At 36.2% G+C, this 22,358-nt stretch carries 14 protein-coding genes; 8 read left to right on the forward strand and 6 right to left on the reverse strand.

What is annotated here, in order from left to right:
• Positions 1-143: 143 nt before the first annotated feature.
• From B8977_RS13380 to B8977_RS13390, 3 genes are all read right to left on the reverse strand, one after another.
• On the reverse strand, positions 144-917 hold the full coding sequence (locus B8977_RS13380) for a TlpA family protein disulfide reductase (RefSeq protein ID WP_084018460.1): 774 nt from the start codon (positions 915-917) through the stop codon (positions 144-146).
• Between the two features lie 66 nt (positions 918-983).
• Positions 984-1,748 carry a DUF4197 domain-containing protein gene (locus B8977_RS13385; RefSeq protein WP_084018462.1) on the reverse strand — a complete coding sequence of 255 codons (765 nt, stop codon included), beginning with the start codon at positions 1,746-1,748 and terminating at the stop codon, positions 984-986.
• Between the two features lie 210 nt (positions 1,749-1,958).
• Positions 1,959-4,280, reverse strand: a complete 2,322-nt coding sequence (locus B8977_RS13390; RefSeq protein ID WP_084018465.1) for an ATP-dependent helicase — start codon at positions 4,278-4,280, stop codon at positions 1,959-1,961.
• Positions 4,281-4,403: 123 nt separating this feature from the next.
• Here B8977_RS13390 and B8977_RS13395 point away from each other — a divergent pair, with 123 nt between their 5' ends.
• The 7 genes from B8977_RS13395 to aroC all read left to right on the forward strand — a co-directional run bounded on the left by B8977_RS13395 (position 4,404) and on the right by aroC (position 18,944).
• Positions 4,404-7,187: a helix-turn-helix and ligand-binding sensor domain-containing protein gene (locus B8977_RS13395; RefSeq protein ID WP_245828564.1), complete on the forward strand. Its 2,784-nt coding sequence runs from the start codon at positions 4,404-4,406 to the stop codon at positions 7,185-7,187.
• A 236-nt stretch (positions 7,188-7,423) separates the two neighbouring features.
• Positions 7,424-10,465 (forward strand): SusC/RagA family TonB-linked outer membrane protein, encoded by a 3,042-nt coding sequence (locus B8977_RS13400; protein ID WP_084018468.1) that lies wholly within the window; start codon positions 7,424-7,426, stop codon positions 10,463-10,465.
• A gap of 4 nt (positions 10,466-10,469) precedes the next feature.
• A complete protein-coding gene (locus tag B8977_RS13405) occupies positions 10,470-11,945 on the forward strand; it encodes a RagB/SusD family nutrient uptake outer membrane protein (protein WP_084018612.1) in 1,476 nt (491 codons plus the stop codon).
• 12 nt (positions 11,946-11,957) lie between these two features.
• The gene (locus B8977_RS13410; protein WP_084018471.1) at positions 11,958-13,505 is read left to right on the forward strand and encodes a PKD domain-containing protein; all 1,548 of its coding nucleotides are present in this window, start codon (positions 11,958-11,960) and stop codon (positions 13,503-13,505) included.
• A 5-nt stretch (positions 13,506-13,510) separates the two neighbouring features.
• Positions 13,511-15,154 carry a family 16 glycosylhydrolase gene (locus B8977_RS13415; RefSeq protein WP_084018474.1) on the forward strand — a complete coding sequence of 548 codons (1,644 nt, stop codon included), beginning with the start codon at positions 13,511-13,513 and terminating at the stop codon, positions 15,152-15,154.
• Between the two features lie 153 nt (positions 15,155-15,307).
• Positions 15,308-17,584, forward strand: a complete 2,277-nt coding sequence (gene bglX, locus B8977_RS13420; RefSeq protein ID WP_084018477.1) for a beta-glucosidase BglX — start codon at positions 15,308-15,310, stop codon at positions 17,582-17,584.
• A 286-nt stretch (positions 17,585-17,870) separates the two neighbouring features.
• Positions 17,871-18,944: a chorismate synthase gene (gene aroC / locus B8977_RS13425; protein WP_084018480.1), complete on the forward strand. Its 1,074-nt coding sequence runs from the start codon at positions 17,871-17,873 to the stop codon at positions 18,942-18,944.
• 16 nt (positions 18,945-18,960) lie between these two features.
• Here the strand turns inward: aroC and B8977_RS13430 are convergent, their stop codons facing one another.
• Both B8977_RS13430 and B8977_RS13435 read right to left on the reverse strand, forming a co-directional pair.
• Complete coding sequence (locus B8977_RS13430; protein ID WP_084018483.1) at positions 18,961-19,908, reverse strand: LysR substrate-binding domain-containing protein; 948 nt, start codon at positions 19,906-19,908, stop codon at positions 18,961-18,963.
• Between the two features lie 91 nt (positions 19,909-19,999).
• Positions 20,000-20,893, reverse strand: coding sequence for a DMT family transporter (locus tag B8977_RS13435; protein ID WP_084018486.1), 894 nt, complete (start codon positions 20,891-20,893; stop codon positions 20,000-20,002).
• A gap of 167 nt (positions 20,894-21,060) precedes the next feature.
• Between B8977_RS13435 and B8977_RS13440 the strand changes: the two genes are divergently transcribed.
• Complete coding sequence (locus B8977_RS13440; RefSeq protein ID WP_084018489.1) at positions 21,061-21,537, forward strand: Dps family protein; 477 nt, start codon at positions 21,061-21,063, stop codon at positions 21,535-21,537.
• Between the two features lie 84 nt (positions 21,538-21,621).
• Here B8977_RS13440 and B8977_RS13445 read toward each other — a convergent pair whose 3' ends face one another.
• Positions 21,622-22,356, reverse strand: a complete 735-nt coding sequence (locus tag B8977_RS13445; protein ID WP_084018492.1) for a M15 family metallopeptidase — start codon at positions 22,354-22,356, stop codon at positions 21,622-21,624.
• Positions 22,357-22,358 lie beyond the last annotated feature (2 nt).

A 22,358-nucleotide genomic window follows, 5' to 3' on the forward strand; every position in this document is an offset into this window, starting at 1 on the left:
TGTAATATCATTAATTATGACTGCCATTCATTTTGTTCCCAACTCAACTAAATTATATAGAAATCTTAAAATCCATAAATCACAGAACAAAAAAGTCCGACTCTTTAATGAGAACCGGACTTTATAAATTCTAAAATTTTTAATTAATTCTTTACAATGATTTTCTTAGAACTGGTTTTGCCATCGACAGTAATAGTCATGATGTAAATGCCCGAAGCAACTTTTAATCCCATTGAAATGTTTTGAGTATTATAGGAGCCGCTGTGAACGATTTTTCCAGTCATGTCATAAACCGCAATATCTGATTTATTTGCCTCTGTCAAAGACACATTAAAGTTCCCGTCAGATATGGTAGGATATACACTATAGTTGCTATTATTAGTAAAATCATTAACACCTAATATTTCCAATAGACCATCAGGGAAATCATCTTCAAATGTAGTCATATCTGTGATTGGCCAAATATCTGCTACTAAAAGCTTGTTATCCGGTCCGATGATACAATAAGTAGGAAATGCTGGAATCCCTAAATCTGTAATTACTGCGGGAGCACCTCCTTCAGTTCCTGCAGCAGGACAAGGTGTAAATCCGCCACTATATAATTCTTCAAATTCTTGTATAGTAGCATTGTTGTCAATAGGTGAAAGGGAAAGCATATAAACATGTTCCTGATTTTCTCCATAAGTTTCATACAATTCATAAAAATAACGGCTTGTTTGCTGGCAAGGTCCACAATTTCTGAAAAAGAAATCTAAGAAAACGTATTTCCCAGTAGCTGTGATGTCATACAAAGTATGCTGAACTCCATGGGTATCGGTAATTGTAAAATTATCAACTACATCTCCAACATCATAATTGCTTACTTGCGCGTTGCTCAAACCGCTTACGATAAGCAGTAAAAATAAAAATTGTCTCATAAATTTGTGTTTTAATTATTTGTTAATCAAATATAAACAATTTTTTAACACAAATTATTTTCTATTTTATTTCCTATCCAAAGCACCAAAAACATCTTTCAATGCCGATGTTGTTCTAAATGCAGCATTGTTTCTGATTCCTGCTTCTTTTTCAGCAACCATTTTAAAAACCCCTTCGATTGCTTGGTCTGTCACATACTCATTCAAATTAGTATTAATGCTTTTTCCTGTAAATGAATTATAAGTGTTGATGAGCTTTTCCCAAACTTTATTAGCGCCTACTTTATCTAATGATGATGCAACCTTTGGTTCAAATGCATTGAAAAGCTGAACCGAAGTTTCCGATTCCAAATAATTAGTAGCTGCATTGTCATTACTCAACAAAATATTTTTAGCATCATCAAAACTGATAGAAGTAATGGCATTCGCAAAAATAGGAGCCGCTTGCGAAACTGCATCTTCAGCTGCCCGGTTAAATAATTTCACACCTTCATCAGCCAGGCTGCTCAATCCGAAAGTACGCAAAGTATTTTCAACTTTTCTCAATTCTTCAGGCATCAGGATTTTTACCATTTCATTTTTATAAAAACCATCTTCAGCCGAAAGCTTGGTAATTCCTTCTTCTACGCCTATATTCAACGCTTGCTTCAAAGCAGTGGAAACATCTCCGGAGCTGAGTCCTGATAAATCTATTTTGGAATTGGTTGTTGAATTTTTCTCCGTATTCTTTTCGGTTACTTTTTTGATTCCTCCTAAAATTTCTCCGATGGATTGCGCTTGAAGGTTTAATCCTAAAAAAAGTAAACCTGCGGTTAAAATTATCTTTTTCATCTGTTTGTGTTTATTTGTTTTTTATGGTTAGATGGAATTCACCAGCAAAATTTAGTTTGACATCAACTTGCATTGTGGCTCATTTCATTTTGTTTAAATTAAATTATGACTGTAATTATAATGATTAAACCACCTTGTCAGAAATGAAATCTACGAATTTCAAAATATAATAGACAAATGCCTTAATTAAATAGATTATAGAATTTTAATTTACACGATAACTTTCAGTTTTGCAAAATTCAGCAACAACTTTTTTTCACCTGCATTGTCAAACAAAATCGTAGCTTTCACATTTCCTGGTTCACCTTCCAACGAAATTACTTTACCACGTCCAAATCGATCATGAACTACAATTTTATCAGCTGCCAAATTTACAGCCTCACCATTCGCCTGGTTGGTAATTTTAGCTTCAGCAACGGGTTTCATTTTAGCTTTTGGTATAAAAGATGAGGTTTCTGTATTTTTTGCAGGTTTTTCTTTTCGTTCAAATTTTGGAATATCATTGTAATCATCAAACAGATTGGTATTTAATCCACTGTTATTAATCGGTAAACCAACATTCAGATTTTTCCAGTCAAGGTATTTGTCATCAATTTCTTCCAGGAAACGACTTGGTTCACTGTCAGTAATTTTTCCCCATCTGAATCTCGAAACCGAATATGTCAAATGTGCAAATTTTTCGGCTCTTGTCAAAGCTACATAAAACAAGCGACGTTCTTCTTCCAGTTCCTGACGGGTATTCAAATTCATCATCGAAGGAAATAAATTTTCCTCCAGACCAACGATGAAAACCGCCGGAAATTCCAGTCCTTTCGCCAAATGGACTGTCATCAGCGAGATTTTGTTTTTGTCATCATCCTCATTGTCCGCATCGGTGGACAAAGCAACATTCTCCAAAAACCCGCTCAACGAAGGGTCGCCTTCATCCAATTGTTTTTGTTCCTCGACATATCCTTGTATGCTGTTCAATAATTCTTGTATATTTTCCAAACGGGAAATTCCCTCTGGCGTATCGTCTTCTTTCAGCATACCAATTAATTTCGTCGTTTTCGCAACGTGCATACTCACTTCATAAACATCATGCGATTTCAACATCACTTGGAAACTTTTCATCATCGTCATAAACTCATCGAGTTTGTTTACGGTCCCGGCATTGATTCCCAATTTTGCAGCATATTGTCTGATGTTTTCCAAAACTTGAAAAACGGTAATCTGCAATTCATCAGCAGCAATCATGAGTTTGTTTATAGTTGTCTGACCAATTCCACGCACCGGATAATTGATTACTCTCAACAAAGCTTCCTCGTCATTTTGATTAATTAATAATCTGAGATAGGCCACCAAATCTTTGATTTCTTTTCTTTGGTAAAATGAAGTTCCTCCAAAAACTCGGTAAGGCAAGCTTCTTTTTCTCAAAGCTTCTTCTATCGCTCTGGACTGTGCATTGGTTCTATATAAAATAGCAATTTGATCATTTTTCAAATGCTGGGTCATCTGCAATTCAAAAATTTGTGAAGCAACATAACGTGCTTCATCAGCATCGGAAAGCGCACGGTAAACGGGAATCGTTTCTCCGTCTTCATTTGCTGTCCAGACATTTTTTTCCAACTGGTCACGATTTTGTGCGATGACTTGATTCGCCGCACCTACAATTGTTTTGGTCGAACGGTAATTTTGTTCCAATGGAATCACTTTTGCATCCGCATAATCCTTTTGAAACGAAAGAATGTTTCGGATGTTCGCGCCACGAAAGGCATAAATACTCTGTGCATCATCACCCACAACGCAAAGATTTTCATACCGAGAAGCCAAAGCTTTTACGATTAAATACTGCGAATGGTTTGTATCCTGATACTCATCAACCAAAATGTACTTGAAACGTTCCTGGTATTTAGCCAGAACTTCCGGAAAACGTGTCAAAACTTCATTCGTTCTCAAAAGCAAATCATCAAAATCCATCGCGCCCGATTTGAAACATCTGTCCACATAAGCTCGGTAAATGTCACCCATTCTCGGTTTCATTGCCGCTGCATCAGCTTCCATTAATTCAGGCGTGTTTTGGTAAGCCCGTACGGTAATTAAATTATTTTTGAATTGTGAAATTCTATGTAAAACCTGTTTTGCTTTGTAAATGTCTTTGTCGAGCTGCAATTCATCAATGACTTTACGCATCACACTTTGCGCATCCTGAGAATCATAAATTGTAAAGTCAGAAGGATAACCCAATTTCGTTGCCTCCACACGTAAAATCCTTGCGAAAATCGAGTGAAAAGTTCCCATCCATAAACTCTTTGCTTCCGAAGCACCGATGACAGCAGAAATTCTTTCTTTCATTTCCCGTGCCGCCTTATTGGTAAAAGTCAGCGAAAGTATGTTGAACGGGTCAACTCCTTTTTCAATCAAATGGGCAATTCGATAAGTAAGCACTCTGGTTTTCCCGGAACCTGCGCCGGCAATTACCATCAGCGGTCCTTCAGTGGTTTCGGCAGCAAGTCGCTGCGGTTCATTCAATTCGTCTAAGTAATTCTTCATTGGATTGCAAAGTTAGAATTTACAAGTCAAAATTCAGGTATGAGAATTAGAATTTAATAACTCATTTATCATTTGTCTGAATAAAGGATTAAATGAAATATTGTTGCTATTTTTGAATTTAAGATGAGAAAAATTTCTGCCTTAATTTTTATTCTTTTGATATCCTCCGGTTTTGGTCAGGAATTACCACCTATCATTAAATTTTCAAAAGAAATTTACAACGGAGGAAACCAGAATTGGATGATTTCCGAGGCAGAAAATCATTTCATTTATGTCGCAAATAACAAAGGTCTACTTGAGTATGACGGCGAAAGGTGGCGTTTATATGAATCTCCCAATAAGAGCATCATACGTTCTGTGAAAGTTGTAAAAGATAAAATATATACAGGTTGTTATCGAGAGTTTGGATATTGGAAAAAACAGTTGGATGGTTCTTTGAAATATTTCTCAATCAGTTCAAAACTTAAGAATACAATCAGCGAAGATGAGCAGTTCTGGAATATAATTGATAATGGGGAATTTATCTTGTTTCAGTCATTGAATCACCTTTACATTTTTCATGTCAACTCTGAGAAAATCAATATAATCTCCACACAAAGTTCTATTTCTAAAGTGTTTCAAACCGGGAAAAAAATATTTTACCAAGTATATGGCGAAGGACTTTATGAAATTGTAAAAGGAGATAAAATATTGAGAAGCAATCATATTTTGTTCAAAGACTCTAAAGTCGTTTCCATATTTGAATTCAATAATAAATTTGAAATTCATTTTCAATACGAAGGTATTTATACGATGTCCGGAAATGAATTAATGAAACTGGAAACACCTTTGCCATCTGTCAATCTATATTCGAGCATTAAACTTCAAAACGGGAATTATGCGATAGGAACAGTTTCAAACGGTGTTTATATTACCGATGAGAATTATAATTTTCTCTATCACATAGAACAGTCAAACGGGTTGTCAAATAATACAATTCTGTCGCTTCATGAAGATGTGATGAACAATCTCTGGCTTGGTTTAGACAATGGATTGGATTGTATCAATCTCAATTCTTTTGTAATGAATTATGATGATATAAATGGTGTATTGGGGACAGTATATGCATCAGTTTTGTATAAAGGAAATTTGTATCTCGGAACAAATCAAGGTTTGTTTGTTAAAAAACATGGCTCAAATAATCCATTTGAAATGGTTTCAAATACAAAAGGACAAGTCTGGGCTCTGTTTTTATATGAAGACACCTTGTTTTGTGGACATGATCTGGGGACTTTTATTGTTGAAAATAAGACAGCGCATACCTTACAAAAAGGCAATGGTACATGGAAATTTTCTCAAACTAAGAATCTAAGTCTATTACTCGCAGGGAACTACGAAGGATTGTCTGTTTTAGAAAAAAAGGATGGTCAATGGAAATTTAGAAACAGAATTGAGAATTACAATATCTCGAGTCGATTTTTCGAAATTTTAAATGAAGAGATATATGTCAATCATGAATACAAAGGAATTTTTCGTTTAAAATTAGATGATGAATTGACGAAAGTGAATTCTATATATAATTACAAGTCTCCTGAAAAAGGTAATAATTCCAGCATTGCTAAATTCAATAACACTATTTATTATGCTTCAGAAGATGGTATTTTTGAATTGATTACAAAATCAAAGAAATTTGAACGCGATGAAAAACTGAGTAAGGTTTTTGATGATGGGAACTACATTTCTGGAAAATTAATATCACAAGAGGAAAAAGTATTATGGATTTTTGGAAAGGATAATGTAAATAGATTTGAAAGTCAGTCTCTTACGAGTGATTTTCGGCTCACTTCCATTCCGGTCAATTATATATATTCCAATTCGCTCACAAGTTTTGAAAATATTTCTCAGCTAAATCAAAACCTTTACCTCATCGGTAATTCAAATGGTTATATAACACTCGATTTGGATAAAATTGAAAATTATGATAATCAATTGTATCTGAATGAGGTAATTTATTTTAAAACCGGATTTGATTCAAAAAGTTTAAATCTAACTGAAAAAACAACCCTCAAGAATAAGGAAAATAATCTGATTTTTCATTTCAGTGTGCCACAATATTCGAAGATGACCAATGTAGAATATCGTTACCGCTTAGAGGGTAGTGATGATAACAAATGGTCAGATTGGTCAGAATTATCGTTTGCTGAATTTGCAAATCTCTCATGGGGAGACTATACATTTTATGTGCAGGCACGCGTGGGGTATAATGAACTTGATTCGATTAAACAATTTTCATTTCAGATCAGAAAGCCTTGGTTTATTTCAAATGTAGCACTCGTTATTTATTTTGGATTATTGATTTTGCTGGCCTGGTTTATTAATAAGACATATAAAAAATATTATGAGCGACAAAATGAAAAATTAATTCAGGAAAATCACCGAAGATTAGAAATGAGTGAGTTAGAGAGTCAGCAGCAAATTATGAAGCTGAAAAATGAACAATTAGAAACTGATTTCGAAAATAAAAGTAAAGAACTTGCAACTTCCACAATGAATATCATCAATAAAAATGAAATTCTAAATAATATCCGTGAAAACCTAGAACAGACTGACAATAAAGACCCACATATTAAAAAGGTTTTGAAAATCATTGAAGAAAACTTGAATGATGAAGATACCTGGAATTTATTTGTCGAAACATTTAATAATACAGACAAAGATTTTCTAAAAAAGATCAAAGAACTTCATCCCTCTTTGACACCAAATGATTTGAAGTTATGCGCATATTTGAGGTTAAATTTGTCTTCAAAGGAAATAGCATCTCTTTTAAATATAACAATTAGAAGTGTGGAAGTTAAACGATATCGATTGCGTAAAAAAATGCAATTGGATCATGAAGATGGTTTAGTAGAGTATATTTTACAATTATAGACTACAACAATATTTTAAATTACCACAACATTACCACAACATAGTGGCTTCGAAAACGTTGTAGAAAGGAATTTTTAAATTTAAATTAACTGCTTTAATATTGTTTTAACTTAATGTTAACGCATCTTTTATACATCAATAACATCTTTAAATTGACTTGTATGTTTTTTATAGCATAAAAGAATTGTGCATTCTCAATGTCATTTTATAAGTTAGTGTATCTAAAACACTAATTTATGAAGTACAATTTTTTACTAATTCTAATTCTTGTCATTTCGGGTTTTACACATGCTCAGATTACAGAATTAAGAGGAACAGTAAAAGATAAAGAAACCAAATTTCCACTTATGGATGTTTCCGTTTCTACCTCCGATCTTTTACAAGAAGTTCTTACTGATGATGAGGGGAATTTTACAATCACCAATCTAAATGAAGGCGATGTCTTATTGATTAGCGCCATAGGTTATGAAACGCTTGAATATAAAGTCGGTTCACAGACTTTCATTCAGGTTACATTGAATCCAGATACAGCTACTTTACTCGAAGACGCTGTGGTGATTGGTTACGGTACACAAACGAGAAAAGAAGTTACCGGAGCAGTTTCAGTGATAGGCTCTGAAACAATAGAGGACTTAAGGCCTATAAAAACCGAACAAGCATTACAAGGAACAGTTGCCGGAGTGTATGTCTCCAGCGGTTCAGGTTCTCCCGGAGCCAATCTGGATATTAGAATCCGGGGTGTAGGCACAAATGGAAATAACGCACCTTCTGTAATTATTGATGGATTTGTAGGTGATTTAAGTACAATCAATCCTAATGATATTGAAAGCTTAACGGTTCTGAAAGATGCACAAGCTGCAATTTATGGAACTATCGGAGCAAATGGAGTTATTTTAGTTACTACAAAAAAAGGGCGTAAAAATCAGAAAACTTCAATTAATTACAATACCTATTATGGTTTTCAGGAAACTTCCAGAAAGTTGCCGTTATTAAATTCAACTGAATATGCTTTGTTGTTAAATGAAGCTTACGCAAATGCAGGTCAGAATATCCCGTTTCCGGAAATAGGAAATACATTAGGGGTAGGAACTGATTGGCAGGATGAAGTTTTTGATTTGGCAACTATTATGAGCCACGAATTAAGCGTAGCAGGTGGAGGAGAAAAAATCGCTTATACATTAAGTGCCTCAAATCTCGATCAGAATGGAATTGTAGGAAAAGACAAGTCAGGCTTTAAAAGAAACACTGCACGCGTTTCATTGAGCGGAGATTTAAGTGACAAATGGAAATTCAATACAAACTTAAATTATATAGATTTAAGAAGAAAAACCTTAAATGAAAACGCTTTAGGTTCTGTATTGTTCAATGCATTGAATGCACCACCAACACTTTCTGTCAGAGATGACGAGGGAGCGTTTACTTTGTTTCCGGTAGGAGGATTAGGAAATGAAATCATAAATCCACTGGCACAGATTGCAGATACTTATAATGAATACGCTTACAGAAAAATCAGTGGAACTTTCGATTTGAATTACGAAGTGATTGAAGGATTGAAATTAACGGGTCGCATTGGATTCAATTCGGCCAATGATGACAGCCGTGTTTTCAGCCCGATTGTAAATTACGGCGGGAAAGTATTTGATAATCCGCGCAGCCGCGTAACGCAATTCAAATCAAATTTCTATGATTATTCATTAGATTTCTTTGGAGAATATAGTAAAAACATTGCTGATCATAACATGACCCTTACTTTGGGGACTACATATTTCAGAGAATGGGGCGATAACCTGACAGGAACAGGTTATGATGTGCCGGGAAATGCTTGGGAAAATGCAGATATAAGTCTTACTACAGGAACTTTTGATGGAATTCCCGTAAGCTCTTATAATTACATCGGAAAAAGACTTTCTTATTTTGGTAGATTTCAATACAATTTCAAAGGACGTTATTTATTATCAGGTATGTTGAGAAGAGACGAATCAATTCGTTTTGGTCCGGATAAAAGTGCAGCATGGTTCCCTTCTGTAACTGCTGGTTGGATTATTTCAGAAGAATCATTCTTTGATGATACAGGAATTGTTAATTTCATGAAACTTCGCGGAAGCTGGGGTAAATTAGGAAGTGATTTAATTGGAAATTTTAGATATAGAGCATTACTAAACGGTGAGGCTACTTATGTTCTCAATGGATCATTGGTACAAGGAGTTGCAACCGGAGCAATACCTAATCTTGAAGTAGGTTGGGAAGAGAGTGAAAAACTTGATATTGGTTTAGATATTAATTTCTTCAATAATAAATTAAACATAGTTGCTGATTACTTTGTTGACAGAAGAAATGATTTATTAATTGAAAATATTCCAGTTTCCGGAATCATTGGAGCAGGTGCTCCTGGAGGACAAATGCCAACTTTAAATGCAGGAACAGTTGAAAATAAAGGTTTTGAATTTGCGCTTAACTTCAAAGATAAATTCGGAGAAAACTGGGGTGTTTCCTTAGGATATAATGTAACTTTTATTGATAATACAGTATTAGAAGTTAACAATGGAACAGGATATGTCGAAGGTGGTGCTTTCGGGGTTGGACAATTGGCGCCTTCCAGGATGCAAGTAGGTATGCCAATGGGTTATTTCTATGGATATCAAACTGCAGGCGTTTTCCAAAATCAGCAGGAAATTGACAACCATGCAGATCAGTCAACTTTGGGTGCTGAAGCTGCTCCGGGTGATTTACGATTTGTTGACCAAAATGGAGACGGGAAAATCACCGCTGAAGATCGAGTAAATATAGGAGACCCGATTGCAGATATAACTATGGGATTGAATTTACAGGTAAGTTTCAAAAATCTTGATTTGACAGCATTTGCTTATGCTTCTATTGGTAATGATATGGTTAGAAATTACGAAAGAACCAACCCGGATGTAAACCGATTGAATTATGCGTTAGACAGATGGCATGGTGAAGGCACAAGCAATTCAACACCAAGAGTGACGACAGGACCTCATAACAATAATCTTTTCTCAGATTACTTTGTAGAAGATGCTTCTTTCCTGAGAATCCAAAATATACAATTAGGGTACACATTCGGAGAAAGATTTACGAATAGCACATTAATCAAAAACCTCAGAATCTATGCAGCGGTAAACAATGTTTATACATTTACTAAGTATAGAGGTTTTGATCCGGCGGCTACGTCCGGAGATGCAATCGGAGCAGGTATTGATTACGGATTCTATCCGATTCCACGTACTTATATGTTAGGTTTAAATGTTAAATTCTAAGAAAATGAAAATCAAAAAAATTATATACACATTGACCATAGGAGCTTTTCTTACCCTTCCTTATGGTTGTGAAACAGATCTGGAAACAGATCCTATTTACACGCAGGATTCTGAAAATTATTTCAATAATCCCGATGATTATTACAGAGGACTTATTGGAGCTTACGATTTGTTGCAATCAACTTATCTAAATGCTATTTTGGGAGAAATTGCTTCTGACAATACAGTGAGTGGGGGAGAAAGTGCAAATGATGTGATTGCATGGCAGCAAGTCGATGAAATGATGCATTCTTCTGTAAATGATCAGTTGAAAGCACTTTGGGACAGGATGTTTGCAGGAGTTCAGCGTTGTAATTTAGTTTTAACCAATAAAGATAAAATTGAGTTCGATGGGAAAGACCAAATCATAGCCGAAGTTCGTTTCTTGCGTGCTTACTACCATTTTGAATTGGTAAAGTGGTTTGGAGGAATCCCTATGAAAGGTGATGAACAATTTGTCATTGGAGATGAATTGACAATTCCTCGTTCTTCTGTAGAGGAAGTTTACGCATCCATTGAAGCTGATTTAATTTTTGCTACAGAAAATCTAAGTCCGGTTGCTCCAGAAGTTGGGAGAGTAACTCAAGGTGCAGCTTACGCCCTTTTAGGAAAAGCTTATTTGTATCAGAATAAATTTCAACAAGCTGCAACTGCATTGGATCAGGTAATTACATCAGGTAATTATTCTCTAGTTCAAAATTATAGCACCTTATTTGAATTTGATCAGGAAAATGGTGCTGAATCTGTTTTTGAAGTTCAGTACACAGATATAGAGGGTGCAGGATTTGGTTGTCTTCAGTGTAGTGAAGGAAACGTTGCGGTAGGATTTAGCGGTATCAGAAATTATAACGGACCTTTATTTTCTTCAGGATACAGTTTTAATCTTCCAACTGCTGAAGCTTATGATGCTTTTGATGAGCAGGATTTAAGAAGAGATATTGCTATTTTAGACATTGAAGCTTGGGCATCTGAAACGGGAGCAACTTACGGAATGGGTTACAAACATACCGGTTATTTTAACCGTAAATACCTTCCGAGAACGCGTAGTGAAGATGCAGCAGGTGATTTAAATCTGACCAATCCAAATAATTATCGTTCTATACGTTTTGCGGATGTTTTATTGATGGCGGCAGAAGCCTACAACCGGGGAAACATCAGCGATGCTACGGCAAGAGATTATCTGAACAGAGTCAGATCAAGAGCATTTGGAAATACAAATAACAATGTTACAACTTCAGGTTCTGCACTTACAGAGGCAATATGGAGAGAAAGAAGATTGGAATTAATCGGTGAAGGACATCGTTTCTTTGATTTGGTCAGAACAGGAAAAGCGGTGGGAACGATTGCAGGATTTGTAGCAGGAAAACATGAATTGTTCCCAATTCCCTTCGAAGAAATTCAATTCTCAAACGGAAACTGGCAGCAAAATCCTAACTATTAAAATTTGAATACTATGTATAAAACAATAAAAATATTAAGTTTTCTTCTAATTCCTTTAATTTTCGGTTGCTCCGATAATGATGATGGATTGAAGGAAGTAGCCAACATGGGAAATCCGGGAGATCTTTCCATGGACTTTAAAATTACTCAGGACAATACAGGATTGGTTACGATTACACCATCCGGTAGCAATGCGACATTGTTTCAAGTTGATTTTGGGGATGGAACAGAAGTTTCAGACGAATTAAGACCTGGAACAGCTGTTCAGCATGTTTATACGGAAGGAATTTATTCTGTAAAATTAATGGCAAAAAATTTAGCAGGAGAAAGATCAGAAGTGACACAGGAGTTAGAAGTTTCATTCCGTGCACCTGAAAATTTGGAAGTAACCATTACAAAAGACGCTACAAATCCTTTCTTGGTTAATGTCACTGCTGCTGCCGACTATGAAACTTTCTTTGAGGTTCATTTCGGAGAAAATCCAAATGCAGAGCCTATTTCATTCTTAGAAGGAGAAACAGCCTCGTATCAGTATGCAGAAACCGGAACTTATACTGTTACAGTAATTGCATTCAGTGGTGGTGTTGAAACCACAACTTATACAGAAGAAATTGAAATATTTAATCCGGTTTTATTACCGATTGATTTCGAAAATCCTGATTTACAATATTTATTTTATTATTTCGGGGGTGGTGATGGTCAGGTAGTGCAGGTTGTCAATAATCCAAATCCGGGTGGTGTAAATAGCAGCTCAAAAGTAGGTTCTTACACCAAACCTTCAGGTTCAGAAGTTTGGGCGGGCTCTGTAATTACATTAAATGAAAACATTGATTTCAGCGGACCAAAACTCATCAGCATAGATGTTTATTCTCCTGCTGCAGGCATACCTGTGATATTAAAGGTTGAAAATGGAAATGATGGTGGAATTGCTGCTGAAGCAACCGTAAACACTACCGTTGCAAATCAGTGGGAAAGATTAGTGTTTGAGCTTCCGGCCGATGCATCGCAAACTTACAGCAAAGTAGTACTGTTTTTTAATTTTGGTACACCGGGTGCAGGCGAAACTTACTATTTCGATAACATTCAAAAATTGCCGTTGTCTTTGCCGCTTGATTTTGATACTTTCGATCCAAGTGCTTATGTTTTTACAGGATTTGGAGGAGCAACTTCATTTGTAGAGGCAAATCCGCATAATAACGAACAGAATCCAAGTGCACATGTAGTAAGGTCAAACAAAGCTATGAATGCTGAAACTTGGGGGGGAACCTTTATAGATTTGGACGAGCGCGTTCAATTCTCTAACGGAAATAAAATTCGCCTCAAAGTTTGGTCTCCGCAGGCAGGTATTGATATTTTGGTGAAATTTGAAAACCCGACAGATAATTCTCAGTTTGTGGAAGCAGTTACGACACTCAATACAGCAAATGCCTGGGAAACAATCGAAGTGGACTTTACAGGACAACCCGAAGGAAACTGGAGCAGAATGGTATTCTTTTTTGATTTTAATGAAACAGGTACCGGAACCGATTATTATTTTGATGATGTTGAACAAACAAATTAAACTTTATGAATAATTTTAAAAAATATATAATGCTTTTTGCAGCAGTAATCGGAGGAATGATTACGCTCAATGGCTGCTATGAAGATGAAAGCACTTTTGGAGACGTGATTGCTCCTTCCAATCTGACTATTGATTTCACCATTGCAAATGCAGATACGGAAAATCCTTACGGAGATGGCTCGGGAATAGTGAATTTTATAGCAAAGGCTGACAATGCCATGAATTATAAGTTTTATTTTGGTGATAATACCAATGCTTCAACTAATTCTGGAATTGTTGCACATCCTTTTGCATTGACTGGCGTAAACACTTATACGGTAACAGTAGTAGCAACAGGAACAGGTGGTGCTTCAAGCAGTATTTCTGAAACAGTAACTGTATTCAGCAGCTTCGATGATCCTGAAACAAAACAATTACTCACAGGTGGCTCGACTAAGACTTGGTATATTGCCAAAGGAATGCCTGGGCATTTAGGTTTAGGACCAATGGATTCTGCAACTCCTGATTGGTATAGCGCATCTCCATTTGAAAAAGACGAATGTTTCTATAATGATCAATTGGTATTTACACTAGAGGGCGACAATATTGTTTATAATTTAAATAATCAAGGTGAAACTTTCTTTAATACTGCATTTCTAAGTGTAGGAGGAGGGTCAGGATCAGAAGATGCTTGTTTGCCTTATAATACTTCTGGTAATAAATTTGTGACTTTGGCTTCAGCTACTTCAGGGCTTCCTGAAGAAGTTTCTACCGGTACTCAAATGATGTTTTCTGATGGTGGATTTATGGGATATTATGTAGGGCAAAGTAATTATGAAGTTTTAGAAATATCAGATGATTATATGTATGTGAGATTTCAGATGACACCACCCGGAGATACAAATATTGCTTGGTACATGAAATTTACTACAGATCCCAATGGCGGAGGTGGATCAGGCGGAGGAGATGACGAACTTGAAACCGAATATACTGAACTTTTCTGGTCAGATGAATTTGACCAGGCAACACTCGATATGAGCAAATGGAATTTCGAAATCGGTAACAACAACGGTTGGGGAAATCAGGAAAAACAATATTATACTGATCAAAATACCGTAATCGAAAACGGAATCCTCAAAATTATTGCAAAAAGAGAAAACATGGAAGGTTTTGAATTTACTTCTGCAAGACTTAATACTAAAGGTAAATTTAATTTCACACATGGTAGAATGGAAGTTCGTGCTAAACTGCCAACAGGCGGAGGTACGTGGCCTGCGATTTGGATGTTGGGTGCAAATTTTGATAATGTAGGCTGGCCTTATTGTGGGGAAATCGATGTCATGGAACATGTGGGTAACGAACCCGGAAGAGTACAAAGTGCACTTCATTTTCCTGGTAATTCCGGTGGAAGTGCAGTTGTAGGTTCGACTGAATTACCAACTGCGCAATCCGAATTTCATAACTATACTGTAGAGTGGAGTCCGGAACATATCATTTTTGCGATTGACAATGTAATCTATCATGAATTTCAAAATAACCCGGGAATTCCATTCAGTGCACCATATTTCATCATTCTGAACGTTGCTATGGGAGGTGCGTTAGGTGGTGACATAGACCCGGCTTTCCAGCAGAGTGCGATGGAAATCGATTATGTAAGAGTTTACAGATAAAAAAAGTGTAGAATTAAAGATTGGTTAGAGAAGGCTGTCCTGATGTAAAGAATGGTAAAAACATTTTGGACAGTCTTTTTATGTAGAATTTTTAATTCACATTACATCTTAATTTAAATTTGACCACTGATTTAAACAAATAAAAAGCAAAAAATGAAAAAGAGAATTACAGCGGTTATGTTGCTAAGTTTTTTGGCAGGAGCAAATCTCTCTGCCCAGAACAAGTCTTCACATCCTGATCTCAAAATCGAAAACAAAGTAGATTCGGTTCTGAGATTAATGACATTGGACGAGAAAATCGGACAGATGACCCAATATAGTTCCAGTTGGGATTTGACAGGACCGCCCACCGATGTTAGCAATGAACAAAGGCTTCAAAATATAAAAGAAGGGAAAGTAGGTTCTATGTTGAATGTTGCTACCGCAAAATTAACACGAGAAGCACAAGACTGGAACATGAAAAACTCAAGGCTAAAAATTCCTTTATTATTCGGATTAGATGTCATACACGGTTACAAAACTATGTTTCCAATTCCTCTTGGAGAAAGTGCAAGCTGGGATTTGAAATTAATGGAAAAAACGGCAGCAATTGCAGCCAAAGAAGCAGCCGCTTCCGGCATTGGATGGACTTTCTCGCCAATGATTGACGTTTCGCGTGATGCCCGTTGGGGACGTGTTATGGAAGGTTCTGGAGAAGATACTTATCTTACTTCATTAATTGGTGTTGCGAAAATCAAAGGTTACCAAGGTGATGATTTGACTGCTCAGACTTCGATTGCGGCTTGTGCGAAACATTTTGCCGGATATGGTTTTGCAGAGTCAGGCAGGGATTATAATGCCGTAAATATTGGTATTCATGAACTAAACAATATTATTCTTCCGCCATTTAAAGCAGCTGTAGATGCAGGAGCTTTAACTTTTATGAACTCATTTAATGACTTGGATGGAATTCCGGCAACGGGAAATAAATACATCCAAAGAGATTTACTCAAAGGCGAATGGGGATTTCAGGGATTCATGGTTTCTGACTGGGGTTCGATAGCAGAAATGATTAATCATGGTTATGCCAAAGACAAAAATCAGGCAGGAGACATTGCTGTTCATGCCGGTAGTGATATGGACATGGAAGGAAATGTTTATGAGTTTGAATTAAAAAAATTAGTTGAATCCGGAAAAGTAGATATAAAACTTATCGATGATGCAGTAAAAAGAATTTTAAGAGTGAAATTCCAGTTAGGATTATTTGACAATCCTTACAAATACAGCGATGAAAAAGCTGAAAAGAACAATATTTATACAAAAGAAAATTTGGATGTTTCATTGGAAGCCGGCAAAAAATCAATTGTATTATTAAAAAATGAAAACAATTTATTACCGATTAAATCTTCTGTGAAATCAATTGCCGTAATTGGACCATTGGCGGATGACAAAGATTCTCCGCTTGGAAACTGGAGAGGAAAAGCAGACCCGAATTCAGCCGTTTCAGTTTTGGAAGGAATTAAAACTTATGCTCCCAAAGGTGTAAAAATAACTTACGCCAAAGGCGCGGATTTGTCTACAGGCGAAAGAAGTTTCTTGCGTCCGATGACTATCAATCAAACAGACAAATCAGGTTTTGCAGATGCAGTTAAACTTGCAAAAGAAGCTGAATTGGTAATTCTCGTTGTTGGCGAAGATGCTTTCCAGTCAGGTGAGGGCAGAAGCCAGACTGACATTGGTTTTGCAGGTGTTCAGGATGAATTAATCGCAGCTGTGAAAAATGCAAATTCAAATGTTGTGATGGTCGTGATGAGCGGCCGTCCGATGGATTTGACGTGGAGCGATGAAAATATTCCTGCGATTTTAGAAACTTGGTTATTAGGTTCTCAACACGGAAATGCCGTGGCTGAAGTATTGTTTGGGAAATACAATCCAGCAGGGAAATTGACCATGTCATTCCCGAGAAACGTTGGGCAATTACCACTTTACTACAACCAGAAACCTACAGGACGCGGAGATGAAATCCAAGATGTAACTTATTCAGCATACAGAGATGTGAAGCGCGACGCACTTTATCCGTTTGGATTTGGATTGAGCTATACGACTTTCGAATACGGGAAAATTAAACTGGACAAAACAACTTTACCAAAAGGCGGAGCGATTACCGCGTCTGTTGAAGTTACAAATTCCGGAAAGGTAAAAGGAGAGGAAGTTGTGCAGTTGTATCTGCGCGATTTGGTGGGAAGCCTCAGCCGTCCTTTGAAAGAATTGAAAGGATTTGAAAAAATCGAATTAAATCCGGGAGAAACCAAAACCATACAATTCACGATTGATGAAAAGATGATTACATTCTTCACAGCAAACCAGAAATGGGAAGCAGAGTCTGGAGATTTCAAACTTTTCATCGGAACCAATTCCCGCGATGTACAGGAAACCTCATTTTATTATTGATACTTTATTTGTAAAGTGTACCGTCCCGTTGCTTGTTGTTTAGCTGCGGGGCGTTTTTTAATTTATTAAATATGAACTTTACCCGAATCTAATACAACGATAGCTGCTAGAAACAGCAACGCTAAAATAGCAAGGAGTACTGTCCACAAACGCTTATTTACCTTTCCGTAATTCATAATATTCAATTTTTAAGTGAAACATTCTTTTAAAAGTGAACAGAGCTTATTTTTTCGAATTAAATCTCAAGAACCATACCCGAGTATAATTCTTTATATTTGCTTACGATATGAACACCATCGGAAAAAATTACAGACTTACAACATTTGGAGAAAGCCATGGCGAAGCACTTGGAGGAATTATTGACGGTTGTCCTGCAGGAATTGAACTTGATTTTGAACAAATTCAATATGAGCTTGACCGTAGAAAACCCGGACAGTCCAACATCGTTACACAGCGAAAAGAAAGTGACACCGTAAAATTTCTTTCTGGAATTTTTGAAGGAAAAACCACAGGAACCTCCATTGGCTTCATCATACCAAACGAAAACCAGAAATCAAAAGACTATGGTCATATCGAAGATGTATTTCGTCCGTCACATGCCGATTTTACGTACCAGCAAAAATATGGGATCCGCGACCATAGAGGAGGAGGAAGGAGTTCTGCGCGTGAAACTGCCAATTGGATTGTCGGTGGAGCCATCGCAAAACAAATTCTGAAAGGGATAGAAATTAATGCTTACACTTCCTCTGTCGGAGATTTATTTCTGGAAAAGCCTTATCAGGCATTGGATTTTTCAAAAGTAGAATCCAACATAGTTCGTTGTCCCGATGAGGAAGTAGCTGAACAAATGATTACCAAGATTCACGAAGTACGCAAAGCAGGCGATACCATTGGCGGCACGGTAACTTGTGTTTTAAAAAATGTGCAGATTGGTTTGGGTGAGCCGATTTTTGATAAATTGCATGCGAGATTAGGTCAGGCAATGTTAGGAATCAATGCGGTAAAAGGTTTCGAATACGGAAGCGGTTTTTGCGGTGCAAAAATGAAAGGTTCAGAGCACAACGATTTATTCAACGAAGATGGAACTACAAAATCAAATCTTTCCGGAGGAATTCAAGGAGGAATTTCCAATGGGATGGATATTTATTTTCGTCTGGCATTTAAACCTGTAGCCACCATTATGCAGGAACAGGAAACAATTAATTCAAAAGGTGAAATCGTAAAAATGCAAGGCAAAGGAAGACATGATCCTTGTGTAGTGCCACGGGCAGTACCAATTGTAGAAGCATTGGCGGCGATGGTTTTGCTTGATTTTGTTTTGCTTGATAATTCACAGAATGATTCAGGTTTGTCATTCTGACGAACGAAGAATCTTTTTACTTCGGCAGACTAATTAACGGTGAAGTCACATTTTCATTTTTATCCAAAAAGATTTTTCCGCGTAAAACACTTTGAATCGTTTTGCCTAAATTTTCTACAAAAGAAGTTCTTAAATTAGAATGGTGATAAACCAAACTTACCTGACGTGTCGGCGCAGGGTCAGTAAAATAACGAACATTCTTTTTAAATTCAGAAGGTAAATCTTCCGCGTGCAAAGAAGGTAGCAAAGTCATTCCATAACCTTCATTTGCTAATTTAACCAAAGTGTCCAAACTTCCACTGTCTAGACGAACAGGCTGCGCTTTCAATTTTGCAGGTTCGCATAAATTCAACACATTATTTCGGAAACAATGTCCTTCTTTGAGTAACAACAAACTATCCGATTCCAAGTCAGAAACATCAATCGATTTTTTTGCATGTAATGGATGTGAGGCCGGAACGTAACCTACCAAAGGCTCGTAATACAGCACTTTTTCCACAATGTGTTCTTCGTGCAAAGGCGTCACGACAATCCCGAAATCCAATGTTCCTTCCTGAAGTGCATTGATGATTTCATCGGTCTGCATTTCTTTGATGATGAGGTTTGATTTTGGAAAAGCTTTTTCAAAAGTTCTGTAAAACATCGGAACCAAAGTCGGCAAAACTGTCGGAATGACGCCGATATAAAAATCGCCTTCCACTTGTCCTTTTTCCTCAAAAACCAAATGTGACATTTTGTTGGCTTCGCGCAAAATGATTTTGGCTTGTTCCACTACTTTTTCTCCGATTTGAGTCAATTTAATTGGCTGCCCCGATCGGTCAAATATTTCTATGTTTAATTCTTTTTCTAACTTTTGAATCTGCATACTCAAAGTCGGTTGCGTTACGAAAGACTTATCGGCGGCAAGCGTGAAATTTTTGTATTCAGCGACAGCCAAAACATATTGTAATTGAACAAGTGTCATTTATAGAAATTTTTGATAAATGTACAAAAAGTATAAATTTTAATTATCATTAATTTGAAATGAATTTATCGAACCTGATAAAAATTATGCTTCATTTAGAAAGCGGTTTCGGTTTGTAATTTGTGATAAAAACACCGAAAATTATTAAAACCGCTGCAATGATAAATTTGAATGAAATTTCTTCGTCAAGAATCAACCAACCCAGAAAGATTGCAATGATCGTATTTACATAAGATAAAATCGAAATCTGAGTAGGGGTTATTTTTTTCAAGGCATAATGGAAAGCAAAATAAGCAATGACAGAACCGAAAATCGCCAGATAAATTACCGACAAACCACTTCTCAAATTCCAGTGTTCAAAATTATAATTTTTAGTAAATGTAAATGCAATAACTAACTGAGCGATTCCTGCGAATGAAAATTGATAAAATAAATTCAAAAAGATATTTTCATTTTTATAATTCATTTTTTTAGTGAAAATACTTCCGAGTGCCCAACCTGAAATTGCAATGAACAGAAAAATAATTCCCATACGGAAATCGCGGTTGAGCAAATCATTAATCCCATCCCAAAATATAAAGACAATTCCTGCAAATCCCATCAAAATCCCAGCCAGCGAGCGATAGCTAAATTTTTGCAGCCCAAAAACGATACTTCCGATAAAAACAAAAATAGGTGTGATAGCGCTAATTAGCGAAGCCAGGCTACTTGAAATATTTTCTTCGGCAACGGTCGTCATTCCATTGGCGATGATGAGCATCAGGATTGAAAATATAATCTGGATTCTGAGATTTTTCCAGCCAATCCATTTTAATTCTTTCTTATAAATTAAAACAAAAAATAAAATAATTCCCGCCAGAAGTTGTCGAATTCCTGCTACAAACCAAGCCGGTATTGTTTCCACAGAAATCCTGATTCCTAAAAATGTAGTTCCCCAAATGATGGCAACAGCCAAAATCGCAAAAATTAGATTGTAATCTTTCAAGGCAAGAATTATAATTTGCGAAGGTATTTAATTAAAAGGCGTGAAAATTTATTTCCTAAAAATATTAATCAAAATGAGATGAAAACAGAGTCAGTTTGGAATGGTTTTAGCAAAATATTATAGAGACTGGAATTTGAAATCTCAATATTTAATTAAATTTTAATTTTATGAAACTAACAACGATAGGTTTGGAAAAATCAAACAGTAAAGAAATTTCCGAAGATTTGAATGTATTATTGGCAAATCTTCAGGTGTATTATCAAAATTTACGTGGTGTGCATTGGAATATCAAAGGTGAGCAATTTTTTCAGCTTCATCCGAAATTTGAAGAATTGTATTTGGACGCGCAGGAAAAGGTTGATTTGGTGGCGGAAAGGATTTTAACTTTGGGCGTTACGCCGCTTCATACTTTTGAAGATTACATAGAAAATGCATCGGTAAAAGTTGGTAAAAATGTTTCAGATGCGGCGAAATCAGTTCAATTGGTTTTGGATTCGATTCAGGAATTACTCAAAATCGAACGAGAAATTTTAGATAAATCTTCAGAATTAAATGATGAAGGAACGAATTCTATGATGAGTGATTTCATTTCATTTCAGGAAAAAACCGCATGGATGCTCAAAGCATTTTTAGGCGGAAAATAATTATATATTCTTGTCCCGGCTTTTCGCGTTTTGGTGAAATTTTGATTTAATTGTTTTCATTCAATCCGTTCAGAGCCGGGATTTTTACGGCAATAAGTCAGGATTGATGTCCAAAATGTTTTCACGTGTGTATTTTTCGATGAATTCATCCGTGAAATTTTCACTTCCCATTAATTTATTATTTTGAAGTAATTTTTTGATGTCCAGCATTTTATATTCTTTCAGCATTTTGAATGAAAGTGGTTTGTAAGAAAAATGCCAAGGTTCGTACGCAAAACCTTTTCTTCCTTTGACATTGGTATAAACCAAATAAAATCCGAATTTTTCTGAATTTTCATCCAGCCATAATTTGAATTTGTGCATGCGTCCGCCTTCGTTGAAATGCGTCTCGCTTAATGGATTTGAGGGAATTCCTTTGGTGCTGTCGATGATATCCAAATCTGTACCCCAATGGTGGCGCGAAGTTCCGGGAATCGTACTGTATTCGATAATTTTTTCGATGGTTTTCTGATGTGAAAGCCCTTGATTCCGATAGCTTTTGTATTTGCGCTCCCAGATTCCGTTTTGGTGCGTATAATTTCTGTAGCTAGAAACCACATGGATATTGAATCCGCTTTCTTTGGCGGCTTTTTTCATTAAATTAAAATCCAGACGTGCAGTTTCGCGCAATTTGAAATCTTCTCCATACAAGGCAGGATTTCCTTTTCCGATTAATTCATCTTGTGAAAATTCCTGAAATAAATTCAAATCCAAAACCGGATTCAGAAATAATAATCCTCCCGCAAAAGAAGATTTTTTGATAAAGTCGCGTCTTTGCATTT

The sequence above is a fragment of the Moheibacter sediminis genome, assembly GCF_900176425.1.
GTDB classification, from domain to species: Bacteria; Bacteroidota; Bacteroidia; order Flavobacteriales; family Weeksellaceae; genus Moheibacter; species Moheibacter sediminis.